This window comes from Haladaptatus marinus (assembly GCF_051194195.1).
In genome coordinates, this window is sequence record NZ_JBLZNK010000004.1 from 218,263 (window position 1) to 237,272 (window position 19,010).

A 19,010-nucleotide genomic window follows, 5' to 3' on the forward strand; every position below is an offset into this window, starting at 1 on the left:
TGCTAACACACTGGAAAGATGCTTGGACTACATGACGATAGGTATAGACTAGAACAGAATCAACTCGGGTTCTGATATTTGTCAATCAGTTTGGCGGCTTTGACGAATTGGACGTGAGACACCCTTCGACAAAGCGCATGATTGCAAGGATAATTGCTGCAATGATGATCGCGACGATGGTGTCTACCGAGGGGAACGCGACGGCCCAAATAGTAAACCCAAGCAGTGCGGCAACGAGGGTCATCCCAAAGAGACGCCAGTATGATTTGGCTACGTTGTTTGCCATAATATAAGATACAACAAAATCAGGCATAAGTCTTCAGCCAATCTAGTCAATTGATTAAATTATAATAATTCAGCTTCAAATAAGCGGCATCGTATAAATTGGTTTGATTCTCTATTGAGTCATCAATCCCAAGCTATGGGAGTCTATACACTGAAAACATCAGTCTTAACTTCTGTTCGCCGGGGAAGATAAAACCACACGACCTATAGAACCGCCAGCATGCACGATTTCAGCGGAGTCAGGGAACTTTACTTATTCAAATAGAGGCTGTGATACCTACTCAAGAGTGACTCGAATATGTCTATACCTCTTCTAAAGGAATTCCTCGTTTCTCAAATGCCGATATAATATCAGATATTTGATCATCATATTGTGATTTGTTCGCAAATTTCCGGACAATCCTCACTTCACCTCCAGTAGATCGATGGCTAATTTCTATCTCTGGGAACACCTTCGATCGTTTTGTCTGTATTTTCTTTATCGAATCTATTTTGATTTCTCCATTAGTGAGTTGTTTGGGTTGATCTGATAGAATATTGGTCAATATCCGAGATAGAACACCAATGACAATTCCTATAGAAATAACGCCTCCGTAAAATATTCCTAAAAATAATATCCGTCGGCTTAAAGGAGCGCTAGTAAGCGTAAAAGTAAGGATAACAGGGAGAAGCATACCAATTCCCCAAAGTGGATTGTAGATGCCTATTCGCCACATTCCCACACTAAAACTATCTGTGAACTTGATGTCCTCATCTCGAAGAATCATCGTTCCCGTGAGCGTTGTAAATTCGGCAGCCTCTCCTTCTTTGTCGGTGGTCTCTTTAGCCATAATATAGTTTTCTTTAAAAGTAGTAGTAGCACAGCCAGTAGATAAACACGCCGCTGTTTTCTTATCGACCATCGTAACGCTCAGCAATGCGACTATCCATTTTTCCATATTAACACTTGACTGCTCGGTCTGGTTCATCTCCGGTATAAAGAGTATTGTGAGCACGTACATGCCGATGACACAAGCAAGAATATCCTGTCGTGAAATTCCATTTTAGCTATGAGTATAATATTGTAATAAAGGTCTCGTTCATCCGATTTCTATGCATTGAGTGCGCTGATCTCAACTTCTGTGACCTCCCTTCCGCTGGCGATTTCACGAGTCCTCGATACCATGCGGGTCGATAGTGACGTCGTTCTCGCTCGTGACCGTTACCAGATAATCCTGGTACTGAAACGAGACAGACCCCGGTGTAGATCGGGGTGACCCATCCCGCTTCGTCGCGAACAACAAATCAAGTGCTTCAGGATCAATCACCTCATAGAGCGGAGGAAGGTCGTTAGGAGAGATGTCTTCATGGGCATGAATACGCTCGATGATCGTGGTTGTAACCGACTCCGTGTCGTTTGGTGCTCGTATAGTCGATGCATTCTGTGATCCAATATTGCTCTCAGAGACATCGTCTTGGCTGGTCATGAATGTGCGTCTCTCTCACCAGATTGATTCGAGAACGTCGTAAATAGACACTCTGTATGTAAATTTGCATCCTAATGTATGTGTGGAAGAAGATGATCGGTCGGATAGATGAACATTCGCTCCTCACACGAAGCGTTCAGACAGTATCCAAAGAAGCGTGATGTAACGGATATGTAAGGCCACATTCACCCACCGAGAATCGGCTGGACTCATCTGGACTACCTATTGATTACTTGGAATCGGGCTGCTGCGTATAGAGGAATTCGATGACATTAACGACATTTTCCATCGCAGCCCGAATTCGCGATTGATCATAGTGAATCGCGTGGCTGTCGAGATCATAGTCGATCAGTCCAACCGCATCAATTTGCGGAAGATGGGTTTTGTGAAGAGCGGTCCGCACGTGGTCAATTTCGATTTCGGATGGCACCGCAGCGGGGTCTTGCTCCCACCGGGCGACGCGAGTCGCAAGATCATCGAGATCGATTGGATTCGAATTGTGTTTGAAGTACTGAAGGAGGAGTCTCCGGCGAGGATGAGTGAGCACCTCAAAGATCTCGTCGACCGACGGGTGGTCGTCACGCTCCATGGTCGTCAGTAGGCATCCGGCACTTAGAGTGTTTTCCTTCGGTACTGAAGGAATCAATGACTTAAAATCTTCATTGCTGGAGTTCAAACCTGCACAACTGAAGGCAACAGTATCACACCACCCACACCACCTTCAGCTGTGCAGGCAGTTATCCGCTACTACTGGTTACCAAAAGGACGTGGAGTCTCTCACGATATAACCAGACACAAGAATCTCTCACGAGGGGCTTTAGCAACGAAGGGGACCTAAGACTGAGAATACTCCGGGAGCAGCGTCTCGGCGATGAGTGCAGCGGTCCCTCGGCGAAGCCGTTGAGAGACAGCACTGTCACTGATCTCGAATTCGGCAGCGAGCGTGCTCATTGAGGTTCCGCGTGGAACCTCGAAATAGCCGCCTTTGTAGGCCGAGACAAGCGCCTCATACTGACGGGCCGAAAGTTGGCCATTTTCCTCCGGGAGCGCCGGATTATACAACCGTCGCAGCGTCACCGGGATGCCATTCTCCTCGCACGCGGCGCGAAATCGCGAGAGATCACTGCGGGTGCGAAATTGCAGGCGGAAATCCCACACGTCGACGGTCCCCTCCGCTTCAAGCAATCGGGCGTCGGAATCGAACAGCGACTGCACGACGCCATTGACTTCGGGGCTCCATTCGACCTCGTAGAGGACGCGTGAATCAGTCTGTGTGAGTGGTCTCACACTCTTGGTCAATGGATCTTCTTTGAGGGTTGCTTCGATCGCCTCCGTATCGCCATCACTCACCCAAAAAAGGGGAATGACAGCATCGCGCAGCGGGACGATGCGTTCGAGTTCGATCTCCATCTCGGGGTATTCCTCAAGGATACGGCCTAACGGGAACGCATCGGCCGGAATACTCACATCAGCGATCACAATCATAGTCTGTATCTCCTATTTCGTTTCTCACCCATAGTCTGTGCGAACCATAGTGAGCAGTCTACTCGGTCTAGGAGTGGAGTAAATGTAGGTTTTACTCCCCCATGGCTTCACTACCGAAGTGAGTAATCGAGAAACACCCAAAATAGAGTCACCGGTATAAGAGCCATCGCTTGCGAAGGCAGTCCTTTTGCAGGTATAACGTTTCTATCAACTGAATATGAGAAGAGAGATTCTTGGTGACAACCCACATACTTCACGAACGAAATCGCCTGCCGAGGAACCACTCCCTCCACCGCTCGAAGTGTTGTTTATGATTGCGGGCCATGCAGCACCGCGCTATCGTGCAGTAAAACGAGAGGAGGGTATCAACTTATGAGAGAACTACCACGCCCAAGCTTAGACGTCAGTCTCGATGCACTTTCGAACAAATATCGCCGAAGGCTACTCAGTGCCCTGCTCGAACATAATCCACAAGACGACGGGGACACGCAAATCCCAGCAGACGTCACGATAGAAGACGAGGATGTGGAGAAGCTCAAAATCCAGATGACCCATACGCATCTCCCGAAACTGGCGGACGCGGGCTTTATCGAATGGGATCGAGAGACAAATCAGATCCGAAAAGGTCCTCGATTCGAGGAAATTCGGCCACTCGTTCAATTGATACACAATCATCGCGACGAATTGCCTGACGGGTGGCTCTGAAAGGGCCACAAACAAATCATCTTGTAACTTCTGAAGGAGCATAGCTTCTCCGCCAGTGTACTCAATGCATTGAAAACACTGGTCTCAACTTATGTGGAATGTCGCGTAGTGAGAGCAACAGCGCCCGCAACTACGGTCTCGAGATTGTCCTCGTTCGTGTTCTCGAAGGTATCTCGACCGATGGACACCCTTGAATGGGGGTTCGTCGTTCACTGTGACGAGTTTTCGGAGTGAAAGCGACGATAATGACGAAGCCAATGATGGGTGACGACTACTCTGAGCCACACAGAGATTCGAGGACCGTATGCATTGAGAGCACCAGTCTCAACTTCTGGAGTGATCTGCTCGGTGGAGTCACGCTGCCCATGCTCGTACTCGGGCCGATCTCGTGGATTGGACTCGTCGGCGTCGGCGTCGGCGTCGTCGCTGCGTTCCTCTACAGTCTACGTCTGGAGACCGAGGTCAGAGCCGACGGGATTTACCTCAAGATGTGGCCCATTCACCGGTCGTTCCGTCGAATCTCGTGGTCGGAGATCGATCAGTATGAGCCGAGAACGTACAGACCGCTTCGTGAATTCGGTGGATGGGGGATTCGCTTGGCGCGAAAGAAGGTTGTATATAATGTCAGCGGGAATCAAGGTGTCTGGATCCAGCGAGCGAACGAGCGTTCCATTCTCGTCGGGTCACAACGCGTCGAGGAGTTCGTCACCGCGATCGACGAGGTCTACGAGCGCTGAGTGGACGGTCGATAGTCCTTGACTTGCACTCATGCATTGAGAACAGTAGTCCCAACTTCTGCTCAAGGCTTGGAAGATGAGACTACGGTAGGTATAGTGACGCGAGAATGCACGATTTCGACGGGTCCATCGATCTACAACCATTTCAAACCGAAATCTAATAGCCAATTCTAGTTAATAATATAACATTCCCACGATTTGCGCGCTGCTTGAGCCAATGCTGTCGCGCATCGAGCACGAGTGGGACGGTGTTGCCGACCAACTGGACTGTCGCCCACTGATAGGCGTACTCGCCGGTGTTCTCTTTCGTCCCGATGATCTCGTCTTCGTGGCCCGTTCGATCGCCCGTAAACGGGTCAGCTTCGGTGATGTCGATTGCGACGATACCCGCTCGAAAGAACTGCTTTGTCCCACCTACCTCATTCAGTAACCGGTCGATCGCCTGTCGGTACATCTCTCGGGTCTTCTCGATGGATAGATTCCGAATGTGTTCGCGATGAGCGTGCCCTAGCGGCGTCCGGTCTCGGGTCGATTCGTGGATGAAGCTCCGAGCACCCTCATTGGCAGCGAGGTTCTCACGCAGTCCCAGATACGTCTGTAAGTCCCAGTAAGCGTTCCCGTGAATTTCACACCCCTCACCACGGTTCAGTGAGAACGCTGGGAAGACGACGCGACTGACGTGATCAGTAAGTTCCTCCGCCTGTTCCAGAATAGCCTGAGTATCGGGATCAGATTCGCCGGACCCATCGTCGTGGTAGCGAAGCGTGCGGTTCGGTCCACGCGGGACTGCGACACCCGCATTCTGGGCCTTGATCAAGATCGTCCGCGCAGCTGTCTCGACCGTCTCTTGAAGGTCCGCTGTGAAACGCCTGTGCCAACTGCGCCACAGCGTCGACTGGTCGGGAACTGTCTCCAGCCCCAGTTGCTCACAGAGGGCAGGACGCTGACTGAGGTATTCGACGAGTGCGGTTTCGTGGTCCCATCCGTGTATCTCTTTCAGCACGAACACGCGAAAGAGCGTCTCCATCCCGTAGCTGGTCGGCCTTGCGTAGTGATCGTGTGTATCGAATTTGAAATACGCGAGCGGGAGTAAACAGACGAACTGCTCGACTGAGGTGTGATCATCGTGTCCGAACCACGTTTGTGAGACGACCCGAACGTCTGATTCCAGCCCGGCAAGCGAGCTTCGATCGTACAACGGTGTCGAATCATGCACTGACCCCTCGGTGTATGACTGCCGAGCAATTTCTCGAAACACGGTGCGTCGCGATGCTCGTGTAGGCGCCACCATCAACTATTTGATATTTTTAATATCGTGTCTGGCTCGATCGGGTGTCTTGGTTCTCGTGAAGTGAGTCCAGTGAGAGTTTCCACGACTACACCTCCAGCTGGTGAATCAGATTACAGTACTCTGAGAAGATGAGCTACGACGGCATCCACGTCTGTGGGCTGTACTACGTGGATAACGAGCCCCGTGGTGAGAGCAGCATAGACACCTGCGCCGATGTCGTCGGAGATGATTCCCCATCCAGCCGGCATCCGTTCAAGTGCCTGCAATGGTGGGGGTTTCGAAACGTCGAACGCTCTGAATGTACTCACGGCAATCACAAGGAGAAATCCGATCCACAGCAGACTCTCTCTCTTCGATTCCCGAACTGTGCCACGGGAGCCAGAGAAGCGGAAGCGTCTGTCCGATAGTTTCGTCTGCGACTACCGCTTGTGGATCGTTGGACTCCCATCGGTCTTGGTCCCAGTCCCCGAAAGAAAGACACGCAATCGAGAGCATGAGTGCGGCAGATACCAGGAGGAGGTATAATATCCACACCGGTACTGCGAGCACCATAAACACCATCCCTAGCAATACCGGTGGAAGAGAGCCGAATGTACTGGGGATAACAGGCAGGTGGCCAAGTCCACCAACGGTTAACAGCACTTCGCGGATATTCAGCTGAATCATCTGTTGGGTGCGGCGGGAGTACCGGTAGGTTCAGGTTTGGTATGAAACGCGCGAGGAGGTATCCATGCCAGAATTGACCACCCCGCGTTGCAGGAACTCATTTGGCGAACGGTGCGACGGTCCGCTCCGAGGTCGTCGGAACGCGATTGATAGTAGTCGCCGAGACAGTATAATTTTTACGCACCCATATTATAATTTAGACTAGTCTAATTCATTTTGGCCACGTTCTACGTCGGAGTCGATTCAGGCACGTTTCAGAAACAGATACCCGAGGGCACCGAGCCCAAGAGCCGGGAGAAACGCCCGTGGTTCCGGGACGATTACTGTGGCCCCGAGTCCCATCAGCCCCAGTTCGAAACACAGGATACCCAATCCGCGAAAAAGCGTTCCCATGTCGTCCTTTCCCATGAATTATAGGCCATCCAGCGGTGTAACCAGTATTTGGGAGGCCAGTCTTTGTGGGAGACTCGTCTGTTCATTGGCGTCCCCGATAGTAACGACCACCATTCCAATTGGCGTGGTTTCAACGAGGTGAATGCGTTCAGTCGGTTCCAGCCCGATCGAAACGAGATACTCCAGCACCTCGTCGTCCTGTGTCAAGATCCGCGTAACCTCTGCGCTCGCTGACTCTTCGATTTCGACCAGCGAGGTAACTTCCTTTGATTGAGGGAGGTCAAGACTGCTGTCAGGGATTGGATCGCCGTGCGGATCGGTTTCTGGCATCTCGAGTTTCCGTTCGATTTCGCGACAGAATCGATCACTGAGGTGATGCTCCAAGATATCAGCCTCAGAATCTACTTCACTGATCGAGTACTCGAACAACTCCGCGAGCATCGTCTCGGCGAGTCGGTGTCTGCGAACCACTCGTAGGGCGAGTTCTTTGCCCTCGGTCGTGAGACGAATCGGGCGGTACCGCTCTCGGTCGATCAGTCCCCGATTCGAGAGCGTACTGAGCATACTCGTCACTGATGCTTGAGTGACGTCAAGCCGCTCGGCAATCTCCGAGTTGGAGACTCGGTCGTCGGCTTCCTTTTCAAGCCGGTAGATACGACGGAGATAATCCTCCATCTTTGGCGTGGCTGCTGGCGACGACTCGGGCGTGTCCGGGGGGTCAGAATCGGCGGAACTCATTTAGTCTAGTTATCGTCGAATGGTCAATTTTCGCACTATCTCACTTTCTGGTCGGGGAGCAGTCGTCAATCCCCACTCGATTCGGTTTCGCCGATGTCGATGCTCCCCATCTCGGGGGTTGCATCCTCACCGAAGGCAGTCTGGAGTTTTCCGAACACGACAGCGATAACGTAAATCGCAACTGCGACGAGGACGATAACGCCCCCAGCAGTCGCCTCGCCGTAGTACGACACGCCAATTCCGAGAATGACGGCCAGTTCGGCAAGCACGACCGACACGAGTAGGGATTCGTTGAAACTCCGGGCGACCTGACTCGCGCCCGCCACGGGGACGACAAGCATAGCGGCGACGAGGATGACACCCATGATCTGCATCGCGCCGACCACCACCATCGCTGTCAGCATCACCATGATGCGATTGTACCAGCTCACCGAGAGGCCCGAAACCGCCGCAGCAGTTTCGTCGAAGGTGACATACAGTAACTGGTTACGTGTAAGCCCGACCACACCGATGATGATGACGAACAGCGCCAGCAGTATCGCTGCGCTCTCGTTCGAGACCGTCGACAGGTTGCCGAAGAGGAACTGGTTCACGCCGACAGCAAGTCCACCGGCGTTGATGCTAATCAATGTCGTCCCCAGCGCGAATCCGGTCGAGAGTACGATGGCCATCGAGACGTCGTTGTAGGCGTCGGTCGCCTCCGAAATGAGTTCGATGAACAGAGCCGCGATCATCGCCACGACGACAGCCGTCAGATACGGGGAGACCCCGAGGTCGATGACAGCGTTGAGGAAGAGTCCCACGGCAACGCCAGCGAATCCGGTGTGTGCAAGTGCGTCACCGATCAACGCCAGTTGACGGTGAACGAGGAACGTTCCGATCAGAGGAGCCATCACCCCGATACAGAGGCCCACCAGGATCGCCCGGTGCATGAAGCCGTACTGGAGCAGTTCCAACCCGGTCACGCCAGCGAGCCAAGACATGAATCCCGACCAGAGCTCCAGGAACCAGTACAGCGGTCCAAAAACGGAGTCAAACGGCCCCACTTGAAGTGGGGTAATGAGTGGGTGGATCATCGAGAACCACCCAACAGGTTCGCTGTGGTGCCAAAGGCGCGAGCCAAGGCGTCACTCTCGACGAACTCACTAGCTGGCCCGTCGAAGTATATCTCGCGGTTGAGACAGATGACGCGCTCGGCGTGTTCGGTGACCGCGCCCAAGTCGTGTTCGATGAGCAGAACCGTTATACCGTTGTCATTCAGCGAATCCAAGAGGTCGTAGAACGCCTCAACCGATTCCATGTCGACGCCAACAGTCGGTTCGTCAAGCACAAGCAGGTCAGCCTCGCTGGCGAGCGCACGGGCGATGAACGCTCGCTGGCGCTGGCCGCCAGACAACTGTGTCACACGACGATTGGCGAACGCCGTCATGCCGACCGTGTCGAGCGCCTGGTCTACGATGTCCCAATCTTCGCTGGAGAGGCGTCCGAAGCCGACGTGTGGGAATCGACCCATCTTCACGACTTCGCGGACGGTGATCGGCATCTCTTTCGAAGCGCTGGCGTGCTGGGCGACGTAGCCGATGCGGGAGCCGTCGTCGAACTGATACGAAGGTTCGCCGAACAGCTTGGCGACCCCATCGTCCGGTCGGAGCAACCCTAACATCAACTTCATCAACGTCGACTTCCCCGACCCATTCGGACCCACGACCGCAGCGTACTCACCGGGGTCGATCCGAAACGAGATGTCCTCGACAACCGAGGTAGACGTATACCGGAAGTCAATGCCGGATAGTTCGATGATAGACTCGGTGCTGCTCGCCGTCCCCGTACTCGTCGAACTTGCAGTCTTCTGTGTTCTCATTGGAAGTTCATCCACTCGTCGGCCCAGCCGTTGGGGCCGGCCTTTTCGGGCTGTTTGTTGCCGAGCACGACCTCGAAGGTGGGCATGTTGATGTTGTAGGCGATCTCTTCGTAGCCCCAGTTGTTCTGAACCCAATCTTTTCGGACGCCTGCGTACGGGGTTACAGGAAAGTAGCCCTCGACCTGTGTCTCATTGAGCAGTTGCTTCGCCGGTTTCCGCGACTCGAAGACACCGTTGGCTATGTACTTGATGTTGTTTTCCTTGATGACTTCTTTTGCCTCGGCGATGTCCGAGGGCTTGACGTCACCACTGGCTGCGAGATTCGTAACGAGCGGAACCATCTCTGCGTCGTACTTGACCCCAATGTACTGGAAGGCATTGTGCGCCGCCAGTTGCACCACATCCCGGTCAGCCGCGTCAAAGATGGCCTGGTAGTCCTGATCGATCCGTTCAAGAACGTCGGATTTGTACGTCTCAGCGTTGTCCCGGAGCGCACTTTCCTGATCGGGAACGAGTTTGACCAACCCGTCGGCGATGTTGTCGACCGATGCCTTCGCCCGACCGGGATCGAGCCAGAAGTGCGGGTCCTTACCTTGCTGCTCCCCGACGCCTTCCTCATCGGGATCCAGAGTCGCCGCGAGATCGACCAGTTCGACGCCCTTGCGGACGTTTATCAACTGCGTGTCGACGTTGTCGTCTTTGAGCGTCTGAATCGCGCGGTCGGCCCACGGTTGGAACCCTGGACCGACATGGAGAAACGCGTCCGCTTCGATGATGTCTTTCGTGACGCTCGCATTCGGCTCCCACCCGTGACCGTGCAATCCGGTTGGAACAAGGTTGTTCACTTGGATGGGCGTCCCGTCAACGATCTTCCGTGCAAAGTCGTAGAAGCTGAAGAACGACGCAACTGCGACCGCAGGGCCGTCTCCAGATGCACCCTCGTTGATCGAGTCGGTCGTAGAAGCGGTATCGTTGCTACCGCCGCTGCTCGTACATCCAGCGAGACCAGTGGCGAGAAGTCCCCCACCGGCAGTAATGGCTCTTCTGCGTGAGAAGCTATGCTGCGATTGCGACTGCTTCGTGTCGTCCATCGTCGGCTATTCGGTGAGGGGGCAAAATATATAGTAGTTTCTATCAAAATCGAAGTTTAGACTAGTCTAATTCCTGGATCTGTTATATCTCTCGTCGAAATCCCGCTGCCTTCACCATTGCTAGTATCGTGAGACCAACAGCGCCCGCAACTACGGTCTCGGGTTTGTTCTCGCTCGAGTTCTCGAAGAAATCTCGATCAATGGGCATCGTTAAATGGAGGTACGTCATTCACCGTGACGAGTTTTCGGAGGGAAAGCTACGAAAATGACGAAGCCAATGTTGGGTGATAATCACTCTGGGCTACAAAGAGATTCGAGACCATATGCATTGAGCACAGCAGTCTCAACTTTTGGCGTCGCTAGAAGATGAGACTACACCAGCTATAGAGGAGTTAAGATGCGTGTTCTCGAAGTCTTAGTCGATCCCGGAGTCTCCAAAGACGTCTCGAATTGAGAATTCGGGTATGAAATCCCACCTCAGCGATATTCAATCGGACGTCAGAATAGTACTACAGCTAATCACTGCTGCTTTCGACCCAACAGGAACGGCGTCATCCGATTCCGGTTTGCTTTTTCAACAGTGTAAGCGTATTGTCCGCAGTCACTATCGGAGACCGTTCATATTCACCGATCAGTTCAACCTGCACGAGCAGATCAACCGTTCGCCAGATCGAATACAATAGGCAGGCGAACGCAAAGTAGAAAAACCGTAGCACGAAATCCTTCGACGTCGTTGCAGCCATGAACCGCTTGATACTCCTGTAACCACTTTCAATCTCCCAGCGGGAGCCGTACACGCTGAGACATCTCTCACCTCCATTCGACATGAACACCGAATACTGGCGGTGATCGGTGTACTCAGTATCCTCCTTCCGGCGATAGATTAGTGTCGTCTTGTGCCACTCGTTCTTGCCTAAGTGGAGCTTGCGGTCGTTCACGTACCAATCCGTATCGCTCTTCAGGAGTCTCTTCGCCTGGGCTCTCTCGGTCGTGTGCATCCGCTGTTGGGACAACGTACGTGAGCCCGCGTTGACTGACTATCTCCAGCACATGCTGGCTATCGAACTCACGGTTCATCAGCACGTTGTCGACGTGAACGAGGTCCTCAGCCGAGTCGAGCAGATCCTCGACGATCTCCAGACGACTCTCCCCTCGACGTACGGGACGAGTGTCCAAGACAATCGGAACCGCATTGCCGACCAGATGGACAGTCGCCCACTGATACGCGTACTCATCGCTCTGCTCTTTCGTCCCGATAATCTCGTCCTCGCGAACCGAACGGTCGCCAGTGAACGGGTCAGCGTCGGTAATGTCGATGGCGACGATACCGGCTCGGAAAAACTCATCAGGCTCCGCTACCTCGCTTAGCAGTCGACGGATAGCCTGTCGATACATTTCTCGAATCTGTTCGATAGAGAGGTCTCGAACGTGTTCGCGATGGGCGTGACCTAACGGTGTCCGCTCCCGGGTTGACTCGTAGATGAAGCTGCGAGCGCCTTCGTTGGCAGCTAAGTTCTCCCGCAAGCCAAGATACGTTTGTAAGTCCCAGTACGCGTTCTCGTGTATCCCCGGCGCAATTGAGAGGAGTTCTGTGACCATCATAATAATAGCCGCGTATCAACTGTTTCCTGCATGCAACGACTGAATGCACTCTTTCGGCCTGTCGAGCGATATGCGGATGCTGTCTCTCCCAAAACCCACGGTATAGTAGCCGTTGTGTCGTTGTGTACCTTTATAGGGGTGATTGTTCTGGGGTTCGTCCCGGTGACACGCCAGATCGAGATGTCCGGCTATTCCACCTCGGATTTGCAAGACGCGACGAGCCGGGCGGAAGTGGACACGATACTGCAGGCTCTGGGGCCAGTCATGGATCACGTTATGCTCCTGTCGGTCCTCGATTATATCTTTATTCTGGCTGGGTTCTTCCTGTTTTTCTCACTCCATTCGATCATCCTGAACACGCTGGACAGCCACGACAGGCTGGTACTGATACCGAAGATCGGAATGGCCCTGACGATCTTCTCTCGACTCTTCGATTCCCTGGAGAACCTCTGGGTTATCCTGATCTACACAAATCCCGAAGACTACGCGACCGTCCTGATCAGCCTTATGAACGCCTCTGAAACGGTGAAATGGACGCTCGTCAGGGTTGAGTATCCCATGCTTGGACTGGCCATCGTGCTTGTACTGTTGATACGGTTCACCTCACTGTTCGACGGTCATTCGGAACACCTACGGTAGCATCCCAGCAGCATCCCCCCGAGATATCCCCACGGAAGGCGTCGCCGATCCCCCATCACTGCTTCACATCAACTGATGTCGGCTAGGTAGATTCGTCATGCACAGCCACCCGCGAAATTCAAACTGCTGAGATTGGTTTCACCACCCGTCGCGCATGAGAAATCCACTTGCCTGACTTCAGGTGTTTGCTGTCACAATCGGTGATCAGTCGTACTCACCCATCACTCCGACCTGCACAAGAAGATCGACTGCACGCCAGATTGAGTACAGCAGACATGCGAATGCGAATGCGAAGTAGAAAAATCGCAAGACGAAGTTTTTCGACGTCGTTGCAGCCATGAATCGTTTGAGGCTCTTGTAGCCACTTTCGATCTCCCAGCGATACTCATACTCTCGCAACAGACTGGGATCACCATTCGTCATGAACACTGAATACTGACGATAATCCGTACAATTGGAGTTGTTCCTCCGTCGGCACACTAGCGTCGTCTCGTGCCACTCGTTCTTCCCGAGATAGAGTTTCCGGTCGGTTTCGTACCGGTCCTGACCCCGTCAGAGTAATCGCTTGGCCTGGGCTTTTTCACTCGTCTGCATCCGCTTCGGAACGACGTAGGAGAGCCCGCGCTGGCTGATCATCTCCAGAACGTGCTGACTATCGAACTCCCGATCCATCAGCACGTTATCGACGTGAACGAGGTCTTCGGCGGAGTCAAGCAGATCCTCAACAATCTCCTTGCGTGTCTCACCTCGTCGAACCGGCCGCGCATCGAGCACGAGTGGGACAGCGTTGCCGACCAGCTGGACTGAGGCCCACTGATAGGCGTACTCGTCGGTGTTCTCTTTCGTCCCGATAATCTCGTCTTCGTGGCCAGTTCGATCCCCCGTGAACGGGTCTGCTTCGGTGGTATCAATCGCTACGATTCCCGCACGATAGAACTCCGCTGTCGCTGCCACCTCGTTCAACAGACGGCCCACTGCGTGGCGGTACATCTCACGAATCTGCTCGATTGAGAGGTCGCGAATCTGCTCGCGATGGGCGTGTCCCAGTGGTGTTCGATCACGCGTCGATTCGTGGATGAAGCTACGAGCACCTTCGTTGGCAGCCAAATTCTCTCGAAGACCCAGAAATGTCTGCAAATCCCAGTACGCATTCTCGTGAATCTCACAACTCTCACCACGAGTGAGCGAGAACGCAGGGAACACGACCCGACTGACATGGTCGGCGACAGCAACCCGGCCAAGCCAACCGATGACGAGCGGGTCGGAGATGGCGGAGATTCCGCCGACGGTCGCCCGGGGGTCGTCCACCGCAACGGTGCTGGCAAGCCTCTGACCGGGACCCGAAGTCGTGCTCTCCCCGTCTGTGGTTTAGAAAGTTAGCGTCAGGTGCGAACTGGAGCCGTCTCCGAGCTCCGGTATCCGATGCACTCGTAAACGGCGTCCCTGAGTGCCACTTCCCGAGGGTCGTCCTTCAGGTGGAGCCCCATCCGGTTCGGGGTGTAGGCGAAGCCCAGTTCAGCGTCGGGGTCCGCGAATCCGAATGATCCGCCGGCGCCGGGGGTGCCGAACGCGGCGTCGGACGTCCCGAATCGGAAGTCGGGTGACGGTTTCGAGTACCCCATCGCATACGCCGTCTCGATGCCGATGACGACATCCTTCCGGTCACCTGACGGCGGCACCGGGGGTGCGATCAGCTCCGCGAACACGGCCTCGTCGAGACTCAGTGCTTCGCCGCCTGTAGCGAGATCGCCGTACAGCCGGGCCATCGAGCGGGCGGTTCCGATGCCGTTGGCCGACGGAATCTCGACCCCACGGAACGCCGGACTGTTGAGGTCGCTCGGCTGGCTGGTGGCAAGAACGTTCAGTGCCCGACTCGTCACCGACCACGGATTGAAAAACGACAGGACAAACCGGGGCGACATCGTGAGGAAGTTCCGGAGCATATCCAGCATCCCGAATGCATCAAGGTCGGCCACACGGTCGTCCGGAATCTCCTCGGGGAGCCCGATGTAGAACGCGAGGCCGAGCGGCTCGGCCACCTCCTCGGCGAAGAACTGGCCCAGCGTCCGCCCATCTGTGTGCCGGAGCAGTTCACTCGCGTACCAGCCCAGTGTAAACGCATGGTACCCCTGCCGGGTGCCTGGCTCCCAGTCGAGTTCCTTGGTTGCGAGCAGATCCGAGAGGAACTCCGTGTTGGCGATCTGTTCGGGCGACAGACGTCCGTCGAGCGTCGCGAGCCCTGCTTGGTGACTCAGCAACTGTCTGACCGTGACCTCGTCCTTCCCATGCTGTGCGAAAGCCGGCCAGTGGTCGGCGATGCGGTCGTCAAGCGCGAACAGCCCCCGCGAGAGCGCGACGACGATGGCTGCCGCTGCCATCCCCTTCGTCCCTGAGGCCACGAGAACCATCGTGTCGGCCTCCCACTGGTACTTGCAGGCGGTGTCCCGGGAGCCGCCCCAGAGGTCGACGACGGGCTCGCCACGATAGTAGACGGCGCAGGCCGCCCCGAGTTCGTTTCGGGTCCGGAAGTTCTCCGCAAACGTCTCTCGTACGGGTTCGAAGCCATCGGCAACAGTCCCATCGATAACTGACTCCTCGTCAACTCGGATTGTCATCCACTCACCTCGCCCTCGTCGCCTGAACGAGTGTACTTCCCGGCCCTCCAAGACGGATCGTGAACCGCGTCACGTTCTCAAATCCGGTCGATCGAAGCCACTCGGCGACGTCCTCGTATGGGTGTGTTTTGGCCCCTAACGTAGACAGATAGGTCAACGCCTCGAACCTGAGGAACGATTTGCCGACCGGCATCTGGGCAGAGCCCTCCAACTGGTCGAGGATGGCGATTCGACCCCCTGGTCGCAAGGCCTCTCCGACGCGACCCAGCAACCGGCGGTTTTCCGAGTCGTCATGTGCGTGGATGACGTTGAAGACGAGCGCGATATCGTACCCGCTCCCGAGGTCGTCAGTCCAGTAATCCCCGGCGGACGTCGTCACTCGATCCTCGACCTCCGCGGCCGTGATCTCCCGCCGGGCCGCTTCGAGCGCGTCCGAATTGTCGAAGACAGTGGCGCTGAGGTCAGGATGCGCCCGACACAGTTCGATTGCGTACAGACCGTGCCCGCCTCCGATATCCAGCAGTGTCGATGCGTCGTCGGGGACCTCGACCCGCTCGGTGATGTCGTCCACCACGACGGCTGCTACCGCTCGGAATCCGTCCTGGGCAGTCTCCCACCGTGTCGGTTCCTCGTCGAACCACTCGTAGATGGTCATCGGTGGCTTCCCGTTGAGAACCGCGCGTTCGAGGTGCCGTTCCCAGAACGGGAGGACGAGTTCGTTCCAGAACGAGAGCCACGGCGCCAGGTTCGTCTCCGAACTGGCGGTCAACCACTTGGTCGTCATCGCGGTGTTTCGGTAGCGACCTGCCCGCTCGACGACGTAGCCCTGTGCCGCGAGGAAGTCGAGCAGGATTCGGATGCCGTTCTCGTCGGCAGCAAATCGGGCTGCGATCTCGTCTAGCGCGAGTTCCTCGCGATCGAGCGCTTCGAGGAGTTCCATGTCGAGTGCCAGCGTGAGGGCCTCGAAACTCGCGGCACCGAATAGGTCGAGCATCGGGCCCGAACCCCTGTTCAGTCTGAACAGCAGTAGCCGTTCGAGGAGGTTGGGATTCGTGGGCATCGTCTTGTGGGTGAGTATCGGTTTCAGGGCGATACGTTCGGTTGCTTCGGCGGTGCCGCGGTCGAACGCAGCGTATTCCTCCGGACCGACCACTCGTAGGCCCCGACGAGGGCGAGCGCCCAGAGGATCGCCAGCGCAGCCCAGGTGATATCGAGGCCCGACATCGTCGGCTGGAACACCGACGCGATGGCGAGCATCGCCAGTCCCCAGACCCACAGCCACGTCGCCCCCGCGATGTTGTGGACGAAGTGGATCGTGTCCGTGAGCGCGGGGTCGAACCACCCCGTGAACACGGCGACCAGCTGGAAGTTGAACGCCAGGAACCAGAAGAACACGAAGACGAGGACCGACAGGTAGAACCCCGCCATCCGGGCGAGTCCCAGCTTGCTCCGTTCCCGAAGGCTCTCGAACGCCATCGTCAGTCACCTCCCCTGCTGGAGCGAGCATTCGTCCACGGCCCGTGGACCGGCACCGTGGTGCCGGGAATCGAGGTGTAATCGGAGTCGAGAGAGGGGCCCGATGAGCCCGCTCGTTCGTCAGCAGCCGTCGGAGTCGATACGGAAGTTGCCATTGCATGCGGTGAATGGCTACCTGTGAGGATAATGATGCTTATCGCAACCATTTCACACCCCGCAACTCCGGGTTACTACGGGAGATCCTCAACCGTCAGCGCCGTCGACTCCTCGCGGTATTCCTCGATTCTGGTCTCGACCCACGACCGGATCGCCTCGTTCCGGGTTTCTACGAGAGCAACGGGAATATCGTGCTCGTCGGTCGGGGCCAGTAGCGCGGTACCGTCGGTGACTGCGAGCAGGAACGGGATCGTGCCGTCGTACAGGAACATCTTCACACGGCCCGTCTCGAAGGCGGGTCGAAACATCTGTGCCGACATCTCATCCGCCTGCACCTGGGCCAGTGTGTCCACGGAGACGATGGATTCCGCCTGCTTATCGCTGTCGAGGAATTCTTGGTAGGTCTCTTGGTAGTCCTCCAGCGAGCCCATGGCGACGGTGGGGCTCAGGAGCCGAGCGCGGTCGGCACCGAAGAACAGTTCCTCTAACCGGCGAAGGTGACCGAACGCGTCACCGGATTCCGGTGTGGTGATAGTGGCGTCGCGGAACTCCCGAATGTCGAAGTTCATCTCGTCGGTCGGGAGTTGCTGGACCACGTCGCTGAGACGCTGGATGCTCTCGACCGTGTTTAGCAGTTCACCGAAATCTTCCGCGAGAAGGTGGCCCCACGGGGTGAGGGCGTACTCCTGCCCGCGGCGTTCGACCCAATTGCGATCCCGGAAGGGTTCGAGGATACGCCCGAGCGTGGGCTGGGAGATACCGGTATCGTCGTGAAGGTCGCGGCGAGTCATGGGGCCGTCGGCGAGGATCTTGAGCACTCCAACACGGTGGGGCGACCGGGCGAGAAACGCGACATCGTCCAACGGATCAGGTGTTGACATAGTGGCTCAGTTTTCCGTTACTACGGACTATCGGAACATTAGAGTGGTAGGTCGTCCACCGTCAGTTCCATTGACTTATCTTTGTATGCGTCGAACTGTTCGTCGACCCACGCCCGGATGACTTCGTCCTCAGTTTCGATGATCGCTCCGGGCATACCCTGCTCGTCAGTGGGCGCCAGTATTGCGATATCGTCCGCGCTGGCGCCCATCATCAGGATGGTCCCGTCGTAGCAGTAGACGGGTGCCTGCCCAGACCCAAGGAGATCCCGTATGAAGTTGACTAGTTGCGGCTCCGCGAGCGCCTGCTCGAGTGCGTCTTTGGTAATGACTGATTCGATCAGCGGGTAATTCCCGGACGCGTTCACCACGCGGTCGCGTTGATCTTCGAGGGATTGGGGCACGATCGTGTCCGCCACGATGCGGACGTGGTCTGCCCCACTCAGTCGTTCCTCGGCTCGCCGCACGTGGCGAAGAACGTCTCCAGTCTGTGGCGTCGTGACTGTCGCGTATCCGAACCGCCGGATGTCGAAAGTCATCTGATCGGTCGGGAGCAGTTTGACTACGTGACCGACGCGTTGGATGGTCTCGACCGTATCCAACAGTCCGTCGAACTCGTCTACGAGTAGTTCACCCCATGGCGTGACGGCGTACTCCTGGCCGCGACGTTCGACCCAGTTGCGGTTCTGAAAGGGTTCAAGAATGCGCCCGAGCGTCGGTTGGGAGATGCCTGTCTCCTCGTGAAGAGCGGGGCGAGTCATGGGGCCGTCAGCGAGAGTTTGAAGCACTTGGACGCGATGGGCTGACCGGGCCAAAAACGCGATGTCTTCCAGAGGATCGGGAGTCGCCATCGGTACTCAATTCTTTCATGGTTCTATGTCGACAGTCTTATAGACTATCCTGGTCTCGATTAGTGCTGGAGTCGC

At 55.6% G+C, this 19,010-nt stretch carries 20 protein-coding genes and 3 pseudogenes; 3 read left to right on the forward strand and 20 right to left on the reverse strand.

The annotated features are described in order from the left end of the window. Positions 1-85 precede the first annotated feature (85 nt). The 5 genes from ACN2TU_RS14990 to ACN2TU_RS15010 all read right to left on the reverse strand — a co-directional run bounded on the left by ACN2TU_RS14990 (position 86) and on the right by ACN2TU_RS15010 (position 3,236). Positions 86-286 carry a hypothetical protein gene (locus tag ACN2TU_RS14990; RefSeq protein ID WP_435156472.1) on the reverse strand — a complete coding sequence of 67 codons (201 nt, stop codon included), beginning with the start codon at positions 284-286 and terminating at the stop codon, positions 86-88. Between the two features lie 301 nt (positions 287-587). Beyond that, the gene (locus tag ACN2TU_RS14995) at positions 588-1,253 is read right to left on the reverse strand and encodes a hypothetical protein (RefSeq protein ID WP_435156473.1); all 666 of its coding nucleotides are present in this window, start codon (positions 1,251-1,253) and stop codon (positions 588-590) included. 177 nt (positions 1,254-1,430) lie between these two features. Further along, on the reverse strand, positions 1,431-1,751 hold the full coding sequence (locus tag ACN2TU_RS15000; RefSeq protein ID WP_435156476.1) for a HalOD1 output domain-containing protein: 321 nt from the start codon (positions 1,749-1,751) through the stop codon (positions 1,431-1,433). A 229-nt stretch (positions 1,752-1,980) separates the two neighbouring features. Further along, a complete protein-coding gene (locus tag ACN2TU_RS15005; protein WP_435156477.1) occupies positions 1,981-2,340 on the reverse strand; it encodes a DUF7344 domain-containing protein in 360 nt (119 codons plus the stop codon). 245 nt (positions 2,341-2,585) lie between these two features. Then, a complete protein-coding gene (locus ACN2TU_RS15010) occupies positions 2,586-3,236 on the reverse strand; it encodes a helix-turn-helix domain-containing protein (protein WP_435156478.1) in 651 nt (216 codons plus the stop codon). A 372-nt stretch (positions 3,237-3,608) separates the two neighbouring features. Between ACN2TU_RS15010 and ACN2TU_RS15015 the strand changes: the two genes are divergently transcribed. Further along, complete coding sequence (locus ACN2TU_RS15015) at positions 3,609-3,941, forward strand: DUF7344 domain-containing protein (RefSeq protein ID WP_435156479.1); 333 nt, start codon at positions 3,609-3,611, stop codon at positions 3,939-3,941. A gap of 365 nt (positions 3,942-4,306) precedes the next feature. Then, positions 4,307-4,678, forward strand: coding sequence for a DUF6141 family protein (locus ACN2TU_RS15020; protein WP_435156480.1), 372 nt, complete (start codon positions 4,307-4,309; stop codon positions 4,676-4,678). Between the two features lie 223 nt (positions 4,679-4,901). On the opposite strand, the pseudogene ACN2TU_RS15025 reads toward ACN2TU_RS15020, so the two are convergent. From ACN2TU_RS15025 to ACN2TU_RS15065, 9 genes and pseudogenes are all read right to left on the reverse strand, one after another. Beyond that, positions 4,902-5,966, reverse strand: a pseudogene (locus ACN2TU_RS15025) (transposase); the annotation flags it as partial. A gap of 113 nt (positions 5,967-6,079) precedes the next feature. Further along, the gene (locus tag ACN2TU_RS15030) at positions 6,080-6,277 is read right to left on the reverse strand and encodes a phosphatidylglycerophosphatase A family protein (protein ID WP_435156481.1); all 198 of its coding nucleotides are present in this window, start codon (positions 6,275-6,277) and stop codon (positions 6,080-6,082) included. Next, positions 6,222-6,635 carry a phosphatidylglycerophosphatase A family protein gene (locus ACN2TU_RS15035; RefSeq protein WP_435156484.1) on the reverse strand — a complete coding sequence of 138 codons (414 nt, stop codon included), beginning with the start codon at positions 6,633-6,635 and terminating at the stop codon, positions 6,222-6,224. The genes ACN2TU_RS15030 and ACN2TU_RS15035 overlap by 56 nt, the downstream gene beginning before the upstream one ends. A 243-nt stretch (positions 6,636-6,878) precedes the next feature. Further along, entirely contained in the window at positions 6,879-7,043 is a 165-nt protein-coding gene (locus ACN2TU_RS15040; RefSeq protein WP_435156485.1) for a hypothetical protein, read from the reverse strand. 3 nt (positions 7,044-7,046) lie between these two features. After that, positions 7,047-7,766: a metal-dependent transcriptional regulator gene (locus tag ACN2TU_RS15045; protein ID WP_435156486.1), complete on the reverse strand. Its 720-nt coding sequence runs from the start codon at positions 7,764-7,766 to the stop codon at positions 7,047-7,049. Positions 7,767-7,831: 65 nt separating this feature from the next. Next, positions 7,832-8,842: a metal ABC transporter permease gene (locus ACN2TU_RS15050; protein WP_435156487.1), complete on the reverse strand. Its 1,011-nt coding sequence runs from the start codon at positions 8,840-8,842 to the stop codon at positions 7,832-7,834. Beyond that, positions 8,839-9,627 (reverse strand): metal ABC transporter ATP-binding protein, encoded by a 789-nt coding sequence (locus ACN2TU_RS15055; protein ID WP_435156489.1) that lies wholly within the window; start codon positions 9,625-9,627, stop codon positions 8,839-8,841. The genes ACN2TU_RS15050 and ACN2TU_RS15055 overlap by 4 nt, the downstream gene beginning before the upstream one ends. Further along, positions 9,624-10,718: a metal ABC transporter substrate-binding protein gene (locus ACN2TU_RS15060; RefSeq protein ID WP_435156490.1), complete on the reverse strand. Its 1,095-nt coding sequence runs from the start codon at positions 10,716-10,718 to the stop codon at positions 9,624-9,626. The genes ACN2TU_RS15055 and ACN2TU_RS15060 overlap by 4 nt, the downstream gene beginning before the upstream one ends. A gap of 551 nt (positions 10,719-11,269) precedes the next feature. Continuing rightward, a pseudogene (locus tag ACN2TU_RS15065) lies at positions 11,270-12,284 on the reverse strand (transposase); the annotation flags it as partial. A gap of 66 nt (positions 12,285-12,350) precedes the next feature. Between ACN2TU_RS15065 and ACN2TU_RS15070 the strand changes: the two are divergent. Next, positions 12,351-12,959 carry a hypothetical protein gene (locus ACN2TU_RS15070; RefSeq protein ID WP_435156491.1) on the forward strand — a complete coding sequence of 203 codons (609 nt, stop codon included), beginning with the start codon at positions 12,351-12,353 and terminating at the stop codon, positions 12,957-12,959. 207 nt (positions 12,960-13,166) lie between these two features. Here the strand turns inward: ACN2TU_RS15070 and ACN2TU_RS15075 are convergent. From ACN2TU_RS15075 to ACN2TU_RS15100, 6 genes and pseudogenes are all read right to left on the reverse strand, one after another. Next, positions 13,167-14,186 (reverse strand): annotated as a pseudogene (locus tag ACN2TU_RS15075) (transposase); the annotation flags it as partial. A 155-nt stretch (positions 14,187-14,341) separates the two neighbouring features. Continuing rightward, on the reverse strand, positions 14,342-15,574 hold the full coding sequence (locus ACN2TU_RS15080) for a serine hydrolase domain-containing protein (protein WP_435156492.1): 1,233 nt from the start codon (positions 15,572-15,574) through the stop codon (positions 14,342-14,344). A gap of 4 nt (positions 15,575-15,578) precedes the next feature. Continuing rightward, the gene (locus ACN2TU_RS15085) at positions 15,579-16,727 is read right to left on the reverse strand and encodes a methyltransferase (RefSeq protein ID WP_435156493.1); all 1,149 of its coding nucleotides are present in this window, start codon (positions 16,725-16,727) and stop codon (positions 15,579-15,581) included. Then, complete coding sequence (locus ACN2TU_RS15090) at positions 16,658-17,050, reverse strand: hypothetical protein (RefSeq protein ID WP_435156494.1); 393 nt, start codon at positions 17,048-17,050, stop codon at positions 16,658-16,660. Before ACN2TU_RS15090 ends, ACN2TU_RS15085 begins: the two co-directional genes overlap by 70 nt. A gap of 230 nt (positions 17,051-17,280) precedes the next feature. Next, a complete protein-coding gene (locus ACN2TU_RS15095; protein WP_435156495.1) occupies positions 17,281-18,087 on the reverse strand; it encodes a helix-turn-helix transcriptional regulator in 807 nt (268 codons plus the stop codon). 38 nt (positions 18,088-18,125) lie between these two features. Next, a complete protein-coding gene (locus ACN2TU_RS15100; RefSeq protein ID WP_435156497.1) occupies positions 18,126-18,935 on the reverse strand; it encodes a helix-turn-helix transcriptional regulator in 810 nt (269 codons plus the stop codon). Between the last annotated feature and the right edge of the window lie 75 nt (positions 18,936-19,010).